Genomic DNA, 19,504 nt, shown 5'->3' on the forward strand with positions numbered 1-19,504 from the left:
ATCGTTCGGTATAAAAAATTCCTGAGATTGTACAATCTCAGGAATTTTTTTATGCAATTCGGTGTTTTTTGTCTTATGTCCATTAAATTAGTTTCTTGATTACCCGTAACTGGTACGTATATTTACCATCTTCTGCATTGAAGATTCCGGTATGATCCAAACGGTCGATACGAACTTTTCCATCAACATGAATAACATAGTTATTATCCATAATAAGACCCACGTGATGGATTTCCCCTTCGTTATTATCAAAAAACACCAGATCGCCTGCTTCACTTTCCTCGATAAAACTAAGCGGACTGCCCTGTTCCGATTGTTCCTGAACCTTTCTTAGAAGTCGGCATCCGTTAATTTTATAGACCATCTGGGTAAAACCTGAGGCGTCGATACCGAATGGGGTCTTGCCGCCCCAGAGATAAGGGGCGTTCAAAAAGAGTAGTGCGGTTTGCACAAGATTCGCCTTTTTGCTATTTCTAGGGAGATGGTTTCCGTCAAACTTATGCGACAATAAGGAAGCGTTTTGCGACGAGGATCCCAATAGAATGGGGAGTAGAATGGACTCTTCGGTTTCTACGAAGGAAACGAGGTCGTTGCTGTAAAGAGGATTTTTTGCTTTTTCAAGGGTATTGAAAATATCCTGTTCTATAAATTTAATTTGATGGTTGCTCATCCATCCCTCACAACCGTCAAAAGCGATACGGATTTTGCTCCAAAATTTACGGCATTCCAAAACTTTAAAATGTTCCCCGTACAAAACTTGCGAAACCATTTCAGAAGTGTCGTCGGCACTTGATCGGACGGAAACTATACTTAGGGGACAAATACCAAATTGCATGGGCGAGGCTTACTGACGTATCTACTTGTTATGTCTTTCTATGATTATTGCGGAAGCCCCGCCACCGCCATTACAGATGGCCGCCGCCCCTATCTTGGCATTGTTCTGTTGTAGTACCCCGAGCAGTGTAATCAAAATTCGGGCGCCGGAACAGCCCAAGGGATGGCCTAGGGAAACGGCACCTCCGTTCACGTTGACATTTTTGTCCGTAAGTCCCAGTAATTTCATATTGGCCAGTCCTACTACGGCAAAAGCTTCGTTGAATTCGAAAAAATCAATGTCCTTAATTTGCAGTCCTGCTTTGGCAATCGCCTTTGGCAAAGCCTTTGCCGGTGCGGTGGTAAACCATTTGGGCTCTTGCGCGGCATCGGCATAGCCTCGGATCGTTGCCAAAGGCTCGAGATTTAATTCTTTAGCCTTTTCAGCGCTCATAAGCACAAGGGCGGCCGCCCCGTCGTTTATGGTGGATGCATTGGCAGCGGTCACGGTGCCGTCTTTTGAGAATGCAGGTCGCAAATCAGGGATTTTATCGATTTTTACGTTTTTAAATTCCTCGTCTTCGGAAACCACTACGGGCTCTCCGCGGCGCTGGGGTACTTCAACGGGAACGACCTCATTGTCGAACTTTCCGTTTTTCCAGGCTTCCGCCGATCTTTTATAGGATTGAATGGCGTAATTGTCCTGATCTTTCCTGCTGAACTGGTGTTCGGAAGCACAGGCATCGGCACAAACACCCATGGCATTTTGATCGTAAACGTCAACAAGGCCATCCTTTTGCATACCATCTATCAAGGTAGCCGGGCCGAATTTTTGCCCGTTGCGCAGATATATGTAGTGGGGAATAAGGCTCATGTTTTCCATTCCTCCGGCAACAGCAATCGAAATATCCCCCAAAGCTATAGCCTGTGCGGCCTGCGTCACGGCTTTCATACCCGAAGCACATACCTTATTGATCGTAGTACACGGCACCGAATTGGGAAGTCCCGCAAAAAGAGCAGCCTGGCGCGCCGGAGCTTGGCCCGTACCCGCTTGTACCACGTTTCCCATAAGCACTTCGTCTACCAAATCGGGATTCAAATTAATTTTCTCCAAAGCCCCCTTAATCGCGATTGCGCCTAATTTTGGGGCGGGAATGGTAGATAACGATCCCATAAAACTTCCTATCGGTGTACGTGCCACCGAAACTATTACCACTTCATTCATACGTTCTCGGATTCTGTCCGTAAAATTAGCAAATTCAAAATTAGGAAATTAATGTGTTATTCGGGATGTCGGTACCAGGCTCAACTAAGATTACCCATTTGGTCTGAATTATATCCGTAGGTACGCAAAACGCTTCGCAGGTCAAGCTGATATAGCAGGAGTGTAAATTCCTTGTGCTTAGAAATCACGGTTTTTGTCTCTTTCGTTTCCCTTTTGTGGCGTTAAAATTTTCAGCCATAACTACGGCTAAGTTTGAGAATATTGCATTGTCAAAGAAAAAAACAAATTTGCCAAAATCCCGGAATTTCTAAATGGCACGAGTATATTTTCTATTTTTGATGCAGATATCGTTTCCATGCAGAAAATTTTGGACCGGATTTTTAGAAATCAATCCCTCGTATATAAATACTTCTTATATGTGGTCTCGGTCGCCTGCATCGTTTTCTTCTTTCCAAAAGGCGGAAAGTTTAAATATGAATTTCAAAAAGGGAAGCCTTGGCAGTATGAAAACCTGTACGCCCCCTTCGATTTTTCTTTAATAAAAAATAGTGAAGAGCTTTCCCGAGAGCAAGATTCGGTACAACGGAACAGCATCGTGTATTTCCGTTATAACGATTCCATCAAGAAAGGGGTCTACGCCAATTTTGAAAAGGAATTCCCCGTTGCTTTTCCAACGCCAAAATATAGCGCCAATGGATTAAGGGCTCTTGAAAAGGCGGGGAATGAAATTTTGGACAGTCTCTATTTAAACGGGATTTTAGAAAAGACGAACGGCAAGCAGTCCCGCAAAAAAATCTATCTGGTCAGGAACAACGAGGCTAGCCCGATTCAGTTCAAAGATCTCGTCCGCATCCAAAATTTGGAAACTGTAGTAAAGACCATTTTAAATAAAAATAAGCTGACGGACTTCGAGGAGAGCTATCAACAGCTGTTTTTTAACATAGTTAGGCCCAACGTGTCCTATGACCAGAATGTTTCGGAAAAAGGCCTGCAAGATGAACTTTCGAATATTTCTACCACTAGGGGTTCCGTCGACGAAGGAAAGTTGATTGTCGCCAAGGGTGAAGTGGTGGAGGCCGAAAACCTAAAAATATTAAATTCACTCAAAGCAGAATACGAATCCGAACTATGGGCAGCGCACAACTACTATTACATTCTTTTCGGATATACAGTACTCGTGGCACTGGTGTTATTGATGCTGTTTTTATTTCTCCATAAATACCGACCAGATATTTTTGATCACAATACCAAGGTAACCTTTATATTTTTCAATATTCTTTTGATGGTATTTATCACCACCTTAGTGGTTAAATACGAAGAAAACTACGTATTCGCAGTTCCTTTATGCATCCTGCCCTTAATACTGAAAACATTTTTCGATGCCCGATTGGGACTTTTGGTGCATGTACTTACGGTATTGATATTAGGTTTTGTGGTGCCCAATAGTTTTGAATACATTTTTCTACAGATAATCGCCGGTATCGTCACCATATTGACGGTATCCGAACTTTATAAAAGAGCCAATCTTTTTATAACCGTAGGGCAGATTACCTTAATCTACGTGATAGGATATCTCGCCTTTCATCTCATACACGAGGGTAATCTCAACAATATTATGTGGTTTACTTTGAGCCTGTTTTTATTGACCGGCATGATTACTCTGTTCGTACAGCCCCTGATCTATGTCTACGAGAAAGTCTTTGGGTTGGTCTCCGATGTATCCTTATTGGAATTGTCGGATACGAACTCCAAATTGTTGAAGGAACTCTCGAATAAGGCACCGGGCACCTTTCATCATAGCCTTCAGGTCGCCAATCTCGCAGAAGCGGCAGCCAATGAAATCGGGGCCAATGCCATGCTCGTTAGGGTAGGAGCCCTGTACCACGATATTGGAAAGATGCTGCACCCGAGCTATTTCACCGAAAATCAGATTACCAACGTTAATCCGCATGATGAATTATTACCGAAGGATAGCGCAAGAATTATTATAGATCATGTAATTGACGGTATAGAAATGGCCCGAAAGAATAATTTACCCGACCGGGTAATCGATTTCATACGGACGCATCATGGTACTACTTTGGTCTATTATTTTTTTAAAAAACAGCAAGATTTAGAAGATGATGTCCATAAAAGTGAGTTTAGGTATCCAGGACCCTTACCTTTTTCCAAGGAAACTGCCATTTTGATGATGTCCGATTCTGTCGAGGCCGCATCCAAAAGTTTAAAGAACCCGACCTTTTTGATTATCGACGAGTTCGTAGACAAAATAATTGCTGGTCAAATGGCGGCCGATCAGTTTATAAACGCAAACATCACTTTCAAGGAAATCGAGCAGATAAAGAAAATACTGAAACAAAAACTGACAAATATTTATCATTTACGAATAGAATATCCTGAATGATAGCTATTACAAGATTCCCCGTTCGTTGAGAATGTAATGTAATCCAATGGATAGTATCGACTAAATTTCGACAAAAAAAATCAAAAAAATAGTTGCTTTATAGTATTGTAAAAATGTACATTTGCAACCGCTTTCGGGCAATGTTCATTAAAAATTTAGGAGAGGTGCCTGAGTGGCCGAAAGGAACGGTTTGCTAAATCGTCGTACCCCAAAAGGGTACCCAGGGTTCGAATCCCTGTCTCTCCGCTAGATTCTGCGAGAGAGCAGTATTGAATTTCATAACCGATTCGGGGTGTAGCGTAGCCCGGTTATCGCGCCTGCTTTGGGAGCAGGAGGTCGCAGGTTCGAATCCTGCCACCCCGACTTTTAACATTTTGTTAACATATTAACCCTGACAATCAATTGATTGTCAGGGTTTTTGTTTTTATGAAATTTACTACAAAACCGTCCCAAACGCATCGAATTTCATATCGAACGTGTCCTATATGATTGATTTGGGAAAACAATGGCCTTTGAAAATTTCTTTTTTTGCTGACAAATGTAAATGTTTAGTTTTTGTTAGCTTGGATGCGACAGAACCCTTAGAAGTCCACTAAATCATTTGATGGTGTCGTCTTCATATTGAGGGGTGCTTTCGTGAAAGCGAGGCTTTAACTTTACATCAATCAGAAATGCTTCATAAAGGGCAGCATGTTTATTAGGGTCGCTTCCAAATTTTCCGATGATCATTCGCATTTGTGTTCGCCTCCCTTCTCCAGCAACGAGATCTTCACCAAACAAGGAAAGATAGAGACTGCGGTGTGCGGCAATGTCGTCGGATTCTGGATTTCCTTTGTAGGTAGCTCCGACGGCGTACACATCTTCCGGGCGTCCCATTACGAGAACATCGACGTCACCTTTATTGAAAAATGCCATGGGCAGGCCGTAGCGTCGTCCGACTGCCATCCGCCAGTACCAACGGCCTTTTTGGTGTCGTCCATCGGTGAGCAAGTTAGCCGCGGCTTCATCCCGGGGAAAGAATGGCCATATGCCGTGAATCATAGGTTGGTCGATAATGCGAATCTGTTCTGGCACCACAGGTCCAAACTCTTCTTTGGCGACATAAGCTCCTGATACAAAGCCGGGTGCTAAGTAGGCCGACAGCAGAATCTCGAAGCCGGGATAATTGGTGAGAGTCTCCACTGACATATCCATATCAATAATGTTCGGTTCGCGGAAAGTAAACCTGATGGTCACATTTGCCTGACGTCTAATAGTAGGTAACCAAGTTAGGGTGACTCCATCTTTCTCCGGTTTTACGAGCGGCTTTTCTGCCCTGAGCTCGGTCAAATACCCGCCACTAATCAACACACGAAAAAAGTTCAATAAACCTACATGTTCCATTCCGCTTCCATCAGGACTAATCAGCAAGTTCGAAGGTGTATGTCGCACCTCGCTAAAGTGGTGGCTTTTACTAAAATTTATCAATCCTGACAACTCTGACAGATTAAACTCCATTTCTTCGCGCTCTGGATTCCAGGTAACCCTCTCCTCACTTTGCATCCGCAAAGTGGTATTAGTATTTTTATTAGCAAATTCTTGCTTTTTCTTTTTCTGGCCAATAGCGATGTGCATAAAAATCGCGGACAACACTAAAATTCTGATTATCATAGGTTCTACCTTTATTTATAAGTTAAATTTTACACCATTCTTTATGGAGTCTATTTTTGGATTCTCATTTTAACTTTTTCCAACACCTTGTCCAAGATTCTAAAGACCACTCAGAATTTGCATTATTCTAACCACTTTTTTCATTATCCAACCTTCAATAAAAATATACGTCCTTGCCGATTTAATCTATTGGGTAACTGTAGTTGACCCAATTAAGTTTGCACCAAGGGAAGTATTCCAAATTTTGTGATTCGCAAACTGTATACAACGTTTGTTAGTGCTAGTTTCTTTAGGATCGTTGATCTTCAAGAAAATATCATAGTCACCACGAGGCACCTCACCAAATGCGTCCACCTTAATCGAGAAGTTCAAATCACGCCATGCAGAAGTATTGTCTGGTCTGCCGTTTCCGTTTTCATCAGTCAGCCATTCCCTTGCGTCCAGGTTCGTAGCTGCCACGTAGGAGTTAGAACCATCTTTGGACTTCAGAATAACAGACACTTTTTTCTCGTTTACTACATTCCCAAAGCCCACATTTTGGATTTTCCCTTCGAACCTTAGAGTACCCCCATTCTGCATTACAAATTCACTTACATTGGCCTCACGCAATACTAACCGGTAACCCAGTCTGTCGCGAAAATATTCTAGTCCCGTCCTCCCGTCATATACCGGGTCAAAGATTGCCTTTTTTATTTCTCCGGTAAAGGCCCTTCCGTTTAACTCTTCTTCGTTGGCTGGGAATTGGACCGGCTTAGTAACGTTTGCTTCGTTATAGATAAAATCGTTCCATTGGTTATATCTGCCATGTCTCATGTTCAAAGCAGTTGTCCTGAGTTGATTGGCTTCCATAATAGCGCCTGGCATATTGCCGAAAACATTATCGCCGATTCCTCCTTCACCTTGTAGAATTTGGTTTTGTTTATTGAACCATTTAACAACTTTGTAACGATCATATGCACTACTACCGTATCTGCTTTCGATCATGGGATTCCCTTCGGAAATCGATCCATTATCACCCCAGCTACCAGCTGCATAACTATCGTTGAAAAAACCAAAACGCCCTTCTGGCGAGCCGTTTGGCGGAATCGGCATGGTGTCTATAGTAGTAAAGGTGTAGGCGGTCCCATATGTTTCGTTATACCATGCCAGAAAACCGCCCGCATGTGTTAAAAGTGCACGCGAAGCGGGAACAGCGTCCAGATATGCATCCAAAAGCATCTTGTAAGCATCCACACTTTGAGCTTCTGGCGATGAGTGTTGTTCGCCCCATGGACCTAGCATGCCAGTTTTAACAGACATGATAACGTCTTCGTATTCTTCAAAAATAGGTTTAAGCTGCCAAATATGATATTGAATCCAGTTTTTGTCCTCATGACCGGGTATATTACACATGGCCGATGGATTATTATCCGTAACGAATGTTGGTTCAGGTCCATGTATGAGTCCTTGGGTGAGATTTAGGTTGGGATACTTATGGGATTCAATATAATTGAACCCGTTGCCGTCATACGAAAATTTCACAAAGGCCACACCGTTTCCATCTCTCACCTTCTGAAGGAGGCCTCTCATATAATCAAGTGCAAACGGTGTTAAAGGTTGGGTTTTTCCTGTTCTTGTGGCTCCGGTCTCAGAATCTGAAAACAAGCCATCATCCTTGTAACCAAAGGCATCTTTCGCCGATAGGAAGGCGTTCGAAGAAAAGTTGCACAAATCAAAACACATAAAGGATATGGAAGGAAGGGCAGATATCTCGGTACCGCCAAGGTATGGGTTAACGTTTTGATTAACACCATTATAAAATTCAGTTTCTTCGATATCATCACCTTCCACAGGCGGTACCTGTCTTCCATGATATAGCACAGAATTTATGTCAACTGGAACCCGGTGATCTACTTCAGGCGTTATACCAAAAGGCGAATTGTTCTCGTTCACCGAATTCGGCGATATATTCTGCCAACGGCCGCGATAGGCACCTCTGTCCGGATTCGGAATATCAATGGGATTCTCTGTATAATCAAGCGCCTGTAACACAAGGGGGCCTAGTTTTCTATTATCCGAACATCTGAAAAACAACAAGGCTGTCAACGCCAAGCCAACAATTATCATGATGTTATTCGCTCTAAATACTTTTTTCATAACCTGACCTCCATTTTATCTAATTAAGATTGTTATACATAGATTAAAATCAATTTGGATACTCGTTACATAAAGAATATAATAATGGCTTATCCTCCTCAATTTTTGGAAAACGACCAAGGTTTTCCAGAAACCTATTATCCTGATTATCATCATTCACACTTGACACCTCACCTACTAAAACAGTTTCAGATTCTCCGTAAAATGTATGATACAAATAAGGTGGAAGACAGATGCTTTCACCCGGCTCCAGTATTACTTTCTCATTTCGATTTAAGATATGGGTAATTCCATCAATTTGGACATGAACTGGTGAGTTAGCCAACTGCTCATCTACTGTTGCATTACTTAATTCAATTATTAAATTTCCGCCTCCGCGATTGATAATATCTTCCGTTTTGACCCAATGAAAATGCCATGGCGTTACTTGCGCTTCGCGGACGATCATAATTTTTTCAGCATAGGGTTTAGTATTTTCCCTGCCAAATATTCCATTTCGTATTGTAAAAAGAAGTAGTCCGTATTTTTCAAAATTTCCAAGGCCAAAATCCGTAATGTCCCATCCAAGCTTTTTATCAACTATTTCTGAGGCTAAATCACTTTTGGTCTGCCAGGTTTCTTTTGACCAAAATGCCCACTTTGGTAAATAAAAATGATGTTTTTGAAAAAAATCAACCGCTTCCATTTGAAGTCTATTTATTTCAGATCGTTTCATAATAAAGTCTCGTTATAGAGTAAAATGGACACTTGTTCATTTCCGTCTATGTTAAACATTTAAATTCCGGCAGTATCCTATGTTATCCTCTAATTTATCAAATGAAAATAACTAGCCTTTGGGATTGTACAATATTTTGGCTGATATATGGGACTGTTCAGTGTCATAAATCCTTGGTAAACTTAATCTTTTACTTAATTTTTACTTCCTATAGTTTAAAATTTTAGTGTTCATTGAACTTTTTTTGATGTTATAATTCAAAGGTCTATGAACAAAGGTCTTTAACATTTGGAATCTCGGGGAACTCGGACGAGAAGTTTACCTTTTAGACCTAGAACTTATTTGGTCATAAAAAATATACTATTTTTTGGGGGATACTCACTTAATCAGTATCAAAGTTCAAACAAACGATGCACATCTAAGTCATTTAGTACTTGTCAAAATATTAGATTTTAATTATATAAAAAGTATATTAGATATATAATATATTTTAAGTATTTTTGTTTTATAAAATGATGATCATGAAAAAAAACATAGACATTGACGAAACAATTTTGACTAAACTTAAAATCTTATCGGCATTTGAGAATATGAGTGTGAAGGCTCTTATGGAAAAAGCAATATCTTTTTTTGTGGAACAAAAAGAGAAAGAACGGTTGAATGCTCTTTCAGATGAACAAAAAGAAGATTTAGGACTTCTTTTACTAATGCAACAAGTTGATAGGACTGAAACTGTCAGTAGAGAAGAAGTAATGAATGCCTTAGGCGAATGAAAGTCATATTCCTAAAGAGTTTTCTTAGTGATATTAAGAAGGTCAAGGATAATCGGCTAAAATCAAAGATCAGGAAATTGATTCTTAAAATTGAAGCTGCCAAAAGTTTAGAAGAAATTGCTGGGGCAAAAAAAATGAAAGGCTACTCCATCGCTTACCGGATAAGAATTGGTGATTATAGAATAGGACTGTATAAAGAAAACGATTGTGTTGAATTAGCAAGGCTTCTAAAACGCAATGATATATATAAAGTTTTCCCAAAGTAATATTCTATTGAAAGTGCAAATAAAGGATGGAATGAATAAAATTTACACTCCTTTAAATTCATTTGATATTCCTTTTCTATATTTACTGGACGAAAGCATCAAAACGCCGGGATACGTGTCCTATCAAGTGTCCTGTTTTAGAAAATATATTGTAACAGATTGGTTATCAAATGAATGTGGATAGGGTTCTAACTCTGCCACCCCGACTTTAACATTTTATCAACATTTAAACCCTGATAATTAATTCATTATCAGGGTTTTTGTATTTAGGAACTTTACTACAAAACCGTCCCAAACGCATCAAATTTCATATCGAACGTGTCCTATTAGGTATCTTATTTATATGCTATCCTATTCAAAATCCACTAACAAAGGACTTTAACATTTGGATTCTCGGGGAGCTCTGACGAGAACTTTCAAGGATAATTTTTAATGTTTCTTGGAATAAGTTGGATACTGACGAGCTAGTTCATTTTAGAGCAGTTTATTGTGTCCCTTAAAAGCCCAATCAACGAGAATACATTAAAACACCGTAAATGGTGCACTTTAAACAAAAATTGATATTTATGGGAGTTCCGCAACAGCCGCGTTCGTTTTAATAAGACTCCAGTTTCAAATTCATTACTTTCTTTAAACAAACTGATTATTAACTTTACTTGGTAAAGTTGTAAGGCCCAAAAATTTGAATTATTTTTCTTTAAAACAATTTTTGACTTTCAAGAGATAGAATTACTTTAGAAAAAATGTTCTACTATGCGTGCATCTTTTCTTATTTTATTGACTTTCGGTGTTTCGATTTTTTGCTCCTCGCAAAATTTAAAAGTATCTGAAAACGGTCGGTTTCTCGTTACAGAAAACAACGAACCGTTTTTCTGGATGGCGGATACCGCGTGGGAACTCTTTCATAGATGTACCCGTGAAGAAGTTGATATGTATCTGGCCAAAAGAAAATCACAAGGCTTCAATGTTATTCAGGCAGTTGCTCTCGCTGAGCTAAATGGACTGAATGAACCCAATCGATATGGACAGGTTCCATTGATAGATAACAATCCCGCCAAGCCCAATTCGGAATATTTCCGACATATTGATTACGTCATCGACAAAGCAGAAAGTCTAGGTATGTACATTGCACTTTTGCCCACTTGGGGCGATAAGGTCTTCAAGAACAGCTGGGGAACCGGTCCGGAAGTATTCACTATGAAAAACTCGAAGACTTTTGGAAAATGGATAGGAAGCCGTTACAAGGATAAAGATAATATCATTTGGGTAATCGGCGGCGATAGAAACCCTAGAAATGGAACCGACGACGTGGCCATCTGGAATGAAATGGCAGAAGGTATAGCCGAAGCGGCCGGAGGATACAAATATACGCTGATGACTTTTCATCCTCAGCCGGACAAAAATGGCGGGTCTTCACAATGGTTTCATGAACAACCCTGGCTTGATTTCAACATGCATCAGACCGGCCATTGTGCCAATCAACCTACCTACCAACTAATAAAAAGCGATTATGAATTGAAAATAGTTAAGCCGGTATTGGATGGTGAACCTTTATATGAAGACCACCCGAATTGTTTTAACGCCAAAGAGCTGGGCTATAGCGTTGCAGATGATATACGAAGAATCATGTACTGGAACGTTTTTGCAGGAGCCTTCGGTCAAACTTATGGATGTCATGATGTTTGGCAAATGTACACGCTGGATGAAGAAGGAATCAATGGACCATTGCGACCATGGCAACAGGCTTTAGATTTGCCAATGGCCAATCAGGTCAAACATCTTAAAAACCTTTTTTTATCACGACCGTTCCTCAATAGGGTTCCAGATAATTCAATAGTGCTCGATAAACAGGAAGATGATGAAAATTATGTAATTGCAACAAGAGATAATGAGGGATCTTTTGCCATGGTCTACTTTCCAACAGGGCATGAGCGAAAAATCTCCATATCGAATTTAAAGGGAAATTCATTCACTTCTTGGTGGTTCGACCCGCGCACTGGAAATTCCTTTAAAGGACATCCTTTCCAAAAAAATACAGAGGTTTCCATTCATCCTCCATCCTCTGGAAAGGGAAATGACTGGGTATTGGTCGTTGATACATCGGATGGAACACTCCAACCACCTGGTAAATTTAAAAACCAGTAAACCTAAAACTTTAGGTTATCCTATAGATTTCAATGTGCTTCCAAGAGCAAATGATTTTAAAGTGTTTTTGGCCATCCATATGTATATCTTTACATTCTAGGCACAACCAATACGTATAGAATGAAAAAACTAATCATTTTATTAGTCCTTGTACTATCAAGCACCATTTTAACAGCGCAAAACGACGAATGGAATCTTGAGGTCAATGACCATACAGATTATACGGGTATTGCCATTTCAAATGGACGGATTGGAATGCTTACCTCAAAAAAGCCTTTGGAAATTCAACACGTCGTGCTTAATAATGTTTATGACGTGGATCCAAACCTGAAGGTAAGCCAGATTTTGCACGGAATGAATTTCGGCAATCTTGATATGTATATAGATGGTGAAAAAATAACAGAAAACAATATCAGTGATTGGAAACAGACCATGCATATGCATGAAGCTTCTTTTACGACCTCTTTTAGGTTTAAGAATAAGGCAACAATTTCCTGTACGATTTACGCGCTACGCAATCTTCAATATACAGGATACATCGATGTAAAAGTAGCGGCCGAGAAAGCTTTGGACTTGAGAGTCGCCGGTAAAATTATCACACCAAAGGAATATCAAAAACCGACCAATACCTATCAAGTTTTAAAAGATGTGGAAACCACAATGCCTATTTTGCAATCAAAGGCAATGAGTCCTTTCGGAAAACATTTGGTGAGTACGTCAGCCACATTCATTTGGCATGCCATTAACTCGTCAAGGGAAGATCAAAGACCAGAATTAAAACACATAGTTATGGGCGATTACGAAAACGCGCTTTTCTTCAATAAAGAAATAGGAAAAAATGAGGTTTTAGAATTTGCTTGGACAGGCGCACAATGCACCAGTAAGGATTTTTCGGATCCAAAATCCGAATCCGAACGGATGGTCATCTATAATTTGTTGAACAGCAGGGAGGTGTTGTTAAAGCAACATAAAAAATTATGGTCCGAGTTATGGGAAGGCGATATCGAAATCGAGGGAGATCTGACGTCACAGCAAGATGTGCGTTTGGCACTCTATCATTTATATGCGTTTGGCCGCGGCGATTCCGACTTGAGTATCGCTCCGATGGGCCTTTCGTTACAAACACCGTATAACGGACATATTTTTTGGGATGCTGAGCTGTGGATGTTTCCGCCTTTAGTGTTGTTCAATCAGGATATCGCCCGTTCGCTGGTCAACTATCGCTCGGATAGATTGCCACAGGCGCAACAACGTGCTATCAATTACGGTTATGACGGCGCCATGTTCCCATGGGAAAGTGATGATACAGGCGAAGAGGCTACACCGCCGTTCGCGCTTACCGGACCGTTCGAACATCATATAACCGCAGATATCGCTATCGCCTTCTGGAACTATTATCGCGTAACGAAGGACAAAAACTGGCTTAAGGAAAAAGGATATAAGACGATTTCCGAAATCGCGGATTTTTGGGTAAGTCGGGTGACTGGAAATGCAGATGGGAGCTACTCCATCAACAATGTGGTCGGTGCCAATGAGTTTGCACCAAACGTAAATGACAATGCCTTTACAAACGGTGCGGCGATTACCGCGCTCAATTATGCCATAAAAGCTGCGGAGGAGTTGGGAAATGACCCCAATCCAGAATGGAAGGATGTCGCGGATAATTTAAAAATACTCCGTTTTGCCGACGGCGTTACAAAAGAGCATGACGATTATAATGGTGAGATTATAAAACAGGCCGATGTGAATCTATTGTCTTACCCACTGTCCATTGTAAATGAGGAAGAGGCCATCCTAAGGGACCTGCAATACTATGAACCCAAACTTTCTAAAGAAGGGCCGGCAATGGGTAAATCTATCTTTGCGGTGCTTTATGCCAGACAAGGGGATGCAGCTAATGCGTATCGCCTGTTCAAGGAGAGTTATGTGCCGAACCAGCAACCCCCTTTTGGTGCGCTTTCCGAAGTTGCGACCAGCAATTTCTCCTATTTCGCTACTGGCGCAGGCGGCATGTTACAGACCGTTCTTTTTGGTTTCGCCGGTCTTGATTTTTCTGATGGGGGAATCGTTCAGAAAAATCCGATACTTCCCAAGGAATGGAAATCATTGACCATAAAAGGTGTTGGCCCGGATAAGCAAACGTTTCGGATAGATTGAGGCCCATACTCGAATTTGACAAAAAAACCCAGGACATATCTATTGGCATCATATGTGGTTACTGTTGTCCGATTTTCCGGTAAAAAAGAACCCGAAATGCCCGATGCGAGAGCTGCGGATAGCTGGAGGATATCAAATCGAGAAATCGTACGCTTATCTCGATGTGCCCGTTCGTGGCCATGTAAATCAAACGCCATCCCGAACGCAATGAATGGGTATTGAAGGGAATGAATATCGCAGGATATCCGAAGGATAATTTTTAAATAAAGAACAGTTATGAAAACGACATTGTACAAGGCCGACTCCAGAGGGCATGCCAACCACGGTTGGCTCAATAGTTACCACTCCTTTAGTTTTGCGAATTACTACGACCCGAAACGTATGGGCTTCGGAACGCTAAGGGTATTGAACGACGACGAGGTATCCGCAGGGATGGGCTTTGGAACGCACGGTCACAGTAATATGGAAATTATTTCCATTCCCTTAGAGGGAGATTTGGAGCATAAGGACGATATAGGGAACACCACTGTCATCCGCAACGGCGACATTCAGATCATGAGTGCGGGCACCGGAGTAAAGCATAGTGAATACAACCACAGTAAGGTAAACAAGGTAAAATTCCTTCAAATCTGGGTCGTACCCAATAAGGCGAACGTTGAACCTCGGTATGATCAGATTACCTTGAACGACGCGGATATGACCAATAGGTTCCACCAAATCGTTTCCCCGGATAAAAACGATGATGGGGTATGGATCAATCAGGATGCCTGGTTCAATTTGGGAAGTTTCGATGCCAAGACGGAACTTTCCTATACGCTAAAAGATTCGGATCATGGGGTGTACCTTTTTCTTTTAGAAGGCAGTTGCAACGTCAATGGAGAATCTCTTGGCAAGAGGGATGGCCTTTCAGTTGAAAAAGCCGAAAAAATCGACCTCCTGGTGGAAGCGGGCACCAAGGTGCTAATAATGGAAGTACCCATGGCCAATTGATATCTCAGCCAGTGGACAAACTTACATTTTATAAGTTTACGGAATGATGCTTCAGGACATATTGACGACTTGGTTGTTCCTAGAAATTCGCAGTTGTATTTTCCTGAATTATGAATAAATGTAATGAGATGAGTTAAAGGAGACGTGATTTTTTAAAGAAAGATCTGGTATTGGGGGCGGGTATGAGCGCATTGTCCCAATCGGGCCATGCCCTAACAACGGAAAATTTCGATTCAAGAGGTTATGATAATAGAGAAAGACGGGCAAAGATCGATAAGGCTGAATCGCGTCCGGTATTAGGAAAGGAGCAAACTTGCCACATTATATTCCAATCCAGCGACAGCGTTTTTGTTATACTCAGAATACAATGAGTCCAATGAGTCGTTATAAGTTCCTGTAGCCGATTTGTTGACAAGAAATGCCAAAATATTTGACCTGCTAAAAACTTGTCTCTGCAATACGGCAGCTGCAAAATTGGTAGAAGGCCTATAATCCCGTAATCCCGTTTGCATATCCATAACTCCGATTCGCCAGTCGTCACCTAGTTTCCCACTTAACCTCCCACCCGCAAATACGGGTACATTGAGCCCCAGTCGTCTTGAAAAAAAAGGTTGGATATCCTGTGTTTCAAGGTTAGCGAACAAAGGAGTGTTTTCAAGAAGGAATTGTCTTCTTTCGGGGAAAAGGAGTTCAAAACGATGAGGTTCGTTACTTGTTAATCTGCGTTTACCTGGGAATAATCAGGATTTACGGTAAAATCCATATTTAGAGAGGTTGACAGGGTCATTTTAGCATCAAATCCGATATCGCCCTCCCACTTTGTCTTTCTATCGGCCTGGTTATCGACTGAAGAATTGCCTGCCACTGGATATTGTTCGGTCCGTAATCCTGCTTGGTCTTACCGAAATTGCCCTCGATATGATTGCGTTTATTAAACTCCCTTTTTCTAATCCTTTTTCGTAGACGGTCTCTTATTGTATCGAGCAAGAGGAGTGCCAATAACAATCAGAAAATAGCTGTGCCGAAAAAGCAAAAATTTCTGTTGACCAATGCCTTCAAAAAATGAGTATTTACGTTGCAATTGATATACCTGTTCAAAACGAAAAAAAATTCATTACTAATACCACTTATACTAATATAATTCCCTATTTTTCAGGGGAAGAAGAGAATTTCTCAAACTAAAAACTTTAAGTAGTTTTTAACTTTAATTTATACCAAGATTTTACTTACAATTACTTTTTAAATGAATTCAACAAAAAATATCTTTGCGATTTATGCCAACGAAGATAAAGATGTGTTACCGTCACTTTTACTTCACTTAAAACCTCTTGAAAAGGATTTCAATATTGCTATTTGGAGTGACGATGTCATTAATAGAGGGCAACCATGGACACCACGAAATGTATCACGATTAAACCATGCGGATGTATTCCTGTTTTTACTGAGCAATACTTTTATGTATTCTGAATTTATCAAGCAAGATGAATTTAAAATGGTCGTAGACCGCTATAAAGAGGGCAAGGCTATCATTATACCCTTAGTTCTCGATGATTGCCCATGGAACGTTGAATTTACCTTCAACGACTATAATTTTAATTTTAGTGAACTACTGGTCTTTCACAAAGATGAGAAGCAAATAGACGATTGGAACCCAACAGACAAAACTTTTACGCAAGTCGCCTATTATGTTAGGGGTTTACTTGCTTCATCGACCAAAAAGAGGGATCTAGAAGAATCCGCAAAAAGAGGAGGGAAGAAAATACTGAATACAAAGAAAGAAGAGCAAATTGTGATTGATTTTTTCGAAGAAGCAGAAGTCAACAACAACGAAGAGAAGGAGAGAAAAGTTAAAAAAGAAACTGAAACAAAAATAAGAGTCGAAGAGAATAGTACATTTAGCGAAGAGGCTGAAGCCACTGAAGCCAAAGAAGTCATTAGGAAGGAGAAAAGGCTAAGGCAGAAAGCCGAAATTCAAAAAAGAATTGAAAAGGAGAAAAGCCTTAAAGAAAAAGCGAAAAAAGGTAAAAAAATTGAAGAAGGGATTGAGGTCAAAAGAGTAGTTCAAGAAGAAATTCGGGGCAATGAAGAAGCAAAAGCCCAAATGGCAGCAGAGGAGAAAAGGCGCGGCGAAATAACACAATTACAACGAGAGACGGAACGGGAAAAAAGACGGGAGGAAATTGTTGCAGTACAGAAAAAAGTCACGAAAAAAAATGGCTTATCAAGATATAATTATCAATTTAAAACCGCAAAAGTAGTCGAGGCCAAAAGAGTAGTTCAAGAAGAAAGGCGGGGCAATGAAGAAGCAAAAGCCCAAATGGTATTAGAGGAGAAAAGGCGCGGCGAAATAACACAATTACAACGAGAGACGGAACGGGAAAAAGGACCGGGGGAAATACTTGCAGCACAGAAAAAAGTCACGAAAAAAAATGGCCTTGCAGAATATAACTATCAATTTAAAACCGCAAAAACGATCGAGGCCAAAAAAGTGGTTCAAGAAAAAATGCGGGGCAATGAAGAAGCAAAAGCTCGAATGGTATTAGAGGAGAAAAGACGCGTCAAAATATCAAAATCCCAAAGAAAGGCGGAACGGGAAAAAAGACTGGAGGAAATAGTTTCGGCGCTGAAAAGAGTCATGAAAAAAAATCGCTCCGCAGTTCAAAAGTATCACGTGATAAGCGCCACAGCAGTCAATCAAATTTTTAATGAAGCGAAAGCCAAAGTGGCAGTAGAGGAAAAAAGACTTGGGGAACTAGTTAAGGAGCTGAAAAGATTCTTTATAAAAAACCGTCTTTTTTTAAAAAATTATCAAGTCAAAAATACTAAAGCGATCAATCAATTTTTAAAAAAAGAGAAACGGAAGATAAGCACAGAGAAAAAAAGAAGAGTTCGCCCTGAGTTCTTAATCGCGGCCCTTGTTATTTTTGGAATATTGATTTACGTATTTACAGGAGACTCTGAAAAACAATCAACTACGCCATCGGAGATTGAGCATGTAGAAGTAGCTTCCGATGCTGGTGTCAATACTAAAACTAATCCGGAGAATCAGGAAGCAGCGGCTATTTTGAAACTAGGTGTTGGAGATATTTATAAGGGCGGTATTATTTTTGCCATTGACCCATCGAATAAAACGGGAAAAATCGCTTCTATGGATGACGAAGGTCCAATGACATGGAAAGACGCAATGACTATTCACGAGCAATTAGGCGAAGGATGGCGGTTGCCAACTTTGGATGAATTACGACTTATGTACAACAATATTGGACAGGGAGCAGATAATAGAGGTGAATTTGCTGATGAATTATATTGGAGCGCAACACCATTTGATGATTATCAAGCTCGGCTTTTAAGATTCAGTGATGGTAATGCCTCGTATCATTTCAACAGCGTAGGTACGTATCGAAAATTTCGAGTCCGGGCCATTCAAGATTTCAAGCGATAGCTGGGGGAATGCTACCAGACCTGCCCCGTATTCACTACTGCCTTCGGCAAGGTCGTTCCAAACGAGTACCATGGCAATACAACGTGCCAGACCAATCAAAATCAGCCCGACCATATAATCGGGATAATCACGTAAAAATGTAATGGCCAGAATGAACATCAAAACGGGCCCGATTATCCAATTAAGGATAAGGGATATGGAAAGTATTTTGGTGTTTCGGAAAACCTTTGGCAAGAGAGCGTAATTCACTTTTGCCAAGGGCGGGTACATCATCACAATCAGTCCGATGGCTATGGGAATGTTTGTACTCCCCCTACCAAAGGAGTTGACAATCTCTGGAAATGATGGCAAGAAATAGCCGATGCCAACGCCCAGGCCCATTGCGATAAAAATCCATAACGTCAGGTATCTATCTAGGAAAGCTAGTTTTTTATTCGTCATTTTCAAAATTTGATTTGAGAGAAAACGTAGAACATGTCGGTCGCGATCTGCAGACTTCTTTCCCTGTATTTTTCGGCTTGTTGTGGTGTTCCGTCAAATATTTTTGGGTCTTCAAATGTTATGGGTAGACGTTTTTCCGCTCCCGCAATTAAAGGGCATCCACTGTCGGCTTGGGAACAGGTCATTATGGCCGCAAAGCCCGATTTTGGATTGAAATCGTCATCCAGTTTTTTAGAAAAGCCAATAACCGGGGGGTGTGTAAATTAAACTCTGTCCGGTTCATTTTTTCTCCATTCCAAAATTGGTCAGATCTTTTATCTGACCGGTTTTGGAATGCGACCTAGCGT

At 40.8% G+C, this 19,504-nt stretch carries 14 protein-coding genes, 2 tRNA genes and 2 pseudogenes; 10 read left to right on the plus strand and 8 right to left on the minus strand.

The window, feature by feature from the left end; all coding sequences use genetic code 11:
- Positions 1 to 82 precede the first annotated feature (82 nt).
- On the minus strand, positions 83 to 835 hold the full coding sequence (locus BLT07_RS15390; protein WP_091870936.1) for a C40 family peptidase: 753 nt from the start codon (positions 833 to 835) through the stop codon (positions 83 to 85).
- 21 nt (positions 836 to 856) lie between these two features.
- Positions 857 to 2,038 (minus strand): acetyl-CoA C-acyltransferase, encoded by a 1,182-nt coding sequence (locus BLT07_RS15395; RefSeq protein ID WP_091870940.1) that lies wholly within the window; start codon positions 2,036 to 2,038, stop codon positions 857 to 859.
- A gap of 355 nt (positions 2,039 to 2,393) precedes the next feature.
- Between BLT07_RS15395 and BLT07_RS15400 the strand changes: the two genes are divergently transcribed.
- The 3 genes from BLT07_RS15400 (at position 2,394) to BLT07_RS15410 (ending at position 4,805) form a co-directional block, all read left to right on the plus strand.
- On the plus strand, positions 2,394 to 4,442 hold the full coding sequence (locus tag BLT07_RS15400; protein WP_091870945.1) for an HD family phosphohydrolase: 2,049 nt from the start codon (positions 2,394 to 2,396) through the stop codon (positions 4,440 to 4,442).
- Between the two features lie 158 nt (positions 4,443 to 4,600).
- Positions 4,601 to 4,688, plus strand: a tRNA-Ser gene (locus BLT07_RS15405).
- A gap of 42 nt (positions 4,689 to 4,730) precedes the next feature.
- Positions 4,731 to 4,805: transfer RNA gene (locus tag BLT07_RS15410), tRNA-Pro, on the plus strand.
- A gap of 234 nt (positions 4,806 to 5,039) precedes the next feature.
- On the opposite strand, the gene BLT07_RS15415 is transcribed toward BLT07_RS15410, so the two are convergent.
- From BLT07_RS15415 to BLT07_RS15425, 3 genes are all read right to left on the minus strand, one after another.
- Entirely contained in the window at positions 5,040 to 6,092 is a 1,053-nt protein-coding gene (locus BLT07_RS15415) for a hypothetical protein (protein WP_091870950.1), read from the minus strand.
- 186 nt (positions 6,093 to 6,278) lie between these two features.
- Positions 6,279 to 8,228, minus strand: a complete 1,950-nt coding sequence (locus tag BLT07_RS15420; protein ID WP_091870955.1) for a DUF4832 domain-containing protein — start codon at positions 8,226 to 8,228, stop codon at positions 6,279 to 6,281.
- 49 nt (positions 8,229 to 8,277) lie between these two features.
- Positions 8,278 to 8,943: a D-lyxose/D-mannose family sugar isomerase gene (locus BLT07_RS15425; RefSeq protein ID WP_091870959.1), complete on the minus strand. Its 666-nt coding sequence runs from the start codon at positions 8,941 to 8,943 to the stop codon at positions 8,278 to 8,280.
- A 521-nt stretch (positions 8,944 to 9,464) separates the two neighbouring features.
- On the opposite strand from BLT07_RS15425, the gene BLT07_RS15430 reads away from it, so the two are divergent.
- From BLT07_RS15430 to BLT07_RS15450, 6 genes are all read left to right on the plus strand, one after another.
- Positions 9,465 to 9,716 (plus strand): hypothetical protein, encoded by a 252-nt coding sequence (locus BLT07_RS15430; RefSeq protein WP_091871095.1) that lies wholly within the window; start codon positions 9,465 to 9,467, stop codon positions 9,714 to 9,716.
- A gap of 77 nt (positions 9,717 to 9,793) precedes the next feature.
- The gene (locus BLT07_RS15435; protein ID WP_245726572.1) at positions 9,794 to 9,982 is read left to right on the plus strand and encodes a type II toxin-antitoxin system RelE family toxin; all 189 of its coding nucleotides are present in this window, start codon (positions 9,794 to 9,796) and stop codon (positions 9,980 to 9,982) included.
- Positions 9,983 to 10,735: 753 nt separating this feature from the next.
- Entirely contained in the window at positions 10,736 to 12,127 is a 1,392-nt protein-coding gene (locus BLT07_RS15440; RefSeq protein ID WP_091870966.1) for a glycoside hydrolase family 140 protein, read from the plus strand.
- Positions 12,128 to 12,247: 120 nt separating this feature from the next.
- Entirely contained in the window at positions 12,248 to 14,284 is a 2,037-nt protein-coding gene (locus BLT07_RS15445) for a kojibiose hydrolase (RefSeq protein WP_091870969.1), read from the plus strand.
- A gap of 52 nt (positions 14,285 to 14,336) precedes the next feature.
- On the plus strand, positions 14,337 to 14,495 hold the full coding sequence (locus BLT07_RS21060; RefSeq protein ID WP_175455348.1) for a hypothetical protein: 159 nt from the start codon (positions 14,337 to 14,339) through the stop codon (positions 14,493 to 14,495).
- Between the two features lie 65 nt (positions 14,496 to 14,560).
- Positions 14,561 to 15,274 carry a pirin family protein gene (locus BLT07_RS15450; RefSeq protein WP_091870974.1) on the plus strand — a complete coding sequence of 238 codons (714 nt, stop codon included), beginning with the start codon at positions 14,561 to 14,563 and terminating at the stop codon, positions 15,272 to 15,274.
- 715 nt (positions 15,275 to 15,989) lie between these two features.
- Here the strand turns inward: BLT07_RS15450 and BLT07_RS21065 are convergent.
- Positions 15,990 to 16,139, minus strand: coding sequence for a hypothetical protein (locus BLT07_RS21065; protein WP_175455349.1), 150 nt, complete (start codon positions 16,137 to 16,139; stop codon positions 15,990 to 15,992).
- Between the two features lie 378 nt (positions 16,140 to 16,517).
- Here BLT07_RS21065 and BLT07_RS15460 point away from each other — a divergent pair, with 378 nt between their 5' ends.
- Positions 16,518 to 18,716: a TIR domain-containing protein gene (locus BLT07_RS15460; RefSeq protein WP_091870982.1), complete on the plus strand. Its 2,199-nt coding sequence runs from the start codon at positions 16,518 to 16,520 to the stop codon at positions 18,714 to 18,716.
- A 9-nt stretch (positions 18,717 to 18,725) separates the two neighbouring features.
- On the opposite strand, the pseudogene BLT07_RS15465 reads toward BLT07_RS15460, so the two are convergent.
- Positions 18,726 to 19,157, minus strand: a pseudogene (locus BLT07_RS15465) (arsenic resistance protein); the annotation flags it as partial.
- Between the two features lie 2 nt (positions 19,158 to 19,159).
- A pseudogene (locus BLT07_RS21425) lies at positions 19,160 to 19,408 on the minus strand (protein-tyrosine-phosphatase); the annotation flags it as partial.
- Positions 19,409 to 19,504: the final 96 nt, after the last annotated feature.

It is taken from the genome of Pricia antarctica (assembly GCF_900101815.1).
Taxonomy (GTDB): Bacteria; Bacteroidota; Bacteroidia; order Flavobacteriales; family Flavobacteriaceae; genus Pricia; species Pricia antarctica.

What these genes read in the sequence shown, in the direction of transcription:
- BLT07_RS15390 (WP_091870936.1), bottom strand. Translation starts at nt 835, where the DNA reads ATGCAATTTGGTATTTGTCCCCTAAGTATAGTTTCCGTCCGATCAAGT.
- BLT07_RS15395 (WP_091870940.1), bottom strand. Translation starts at nt 2,038, where the DNA reads ATGAATGAAGTGGTAATAGTTTCGGTGGCACGTACACCGATAGGAAGT.
- BLT07_RS15400 (WP_091870945.1), top strand. Translation starts at nt 2,394, where the DNA reads ATGCAGAAAATTTTGGACCGGATTTTTAGAAATCAATCCCTCGTATAT.
- BLT07_RS15415 (WP_091870950.1), bottom strand. Translation starts at nt 6,092, where the DNA reads ATGATAATCAGAATTTTAGTGTTGTCCGCGATTTTTATGCACATCGCT.
- BLT07_RS15420 (WP_091870955.1), bottom strand. Translation starts at nt 8,228, where the DNA reads ATGAAAAAAGTATTTAGAGCGAATAACATCATGATAATTGTTGGCTTG.
- BLT07_RS15425 (WP_091870959.1), bottom strand. Translation starts at nt 8,943, where the DNA reads ATGAAACGATCTGAAATAAATAGACTTCAAATGGAAGCGGTTGATTTT.
- BLT07_RS15430 (WP_091871095.1), top strand. Translation starts at nt 9,465, where the DNA reads ATGAAAAAAAACATAGACATTGACGAAACAATTTTGACTAAACTTAAA.
- BLT07_RS15440 (WP_091870966.1), top strand. Translation starts at nt 10,736, where the DNA reads ATGCGTGCATCTTTTCTTATTTTATTGACTTTCGGTGTTTCGATTTTT.
- BLT07_RS15445 (WP_091870969.1), top strand. Translation starts at nt 12,248, where the DNA reads ATGAAAAAACTAATCATTTTATTAGTCCTTGTACTATCAAGCACCATT.
- BLT07_RS21060 (WP_175455348.1), top strand. Translation starts at nt 14,337, where the DNA reads ATGTGGTTACTGTTGTCCGATTTTCCGGTAAAAAAGAACCCGAAATGC.
- BLT07_RS15450 (WP_091870974.1), top strand. Translation starts at nt 14,561, where the DNA reads ATGAAAACGACATTGTACAAGGCCGACTCCAGAGGGCATGCCAACCAC.
- BLT07_RS15460 (WP_091870982.1), top strand. Translation starts at nt 16,518, where the DNA reads ATGAATTCAACAAAAAATATCTTTGCGATTTATGCCAACGAAGATAAA.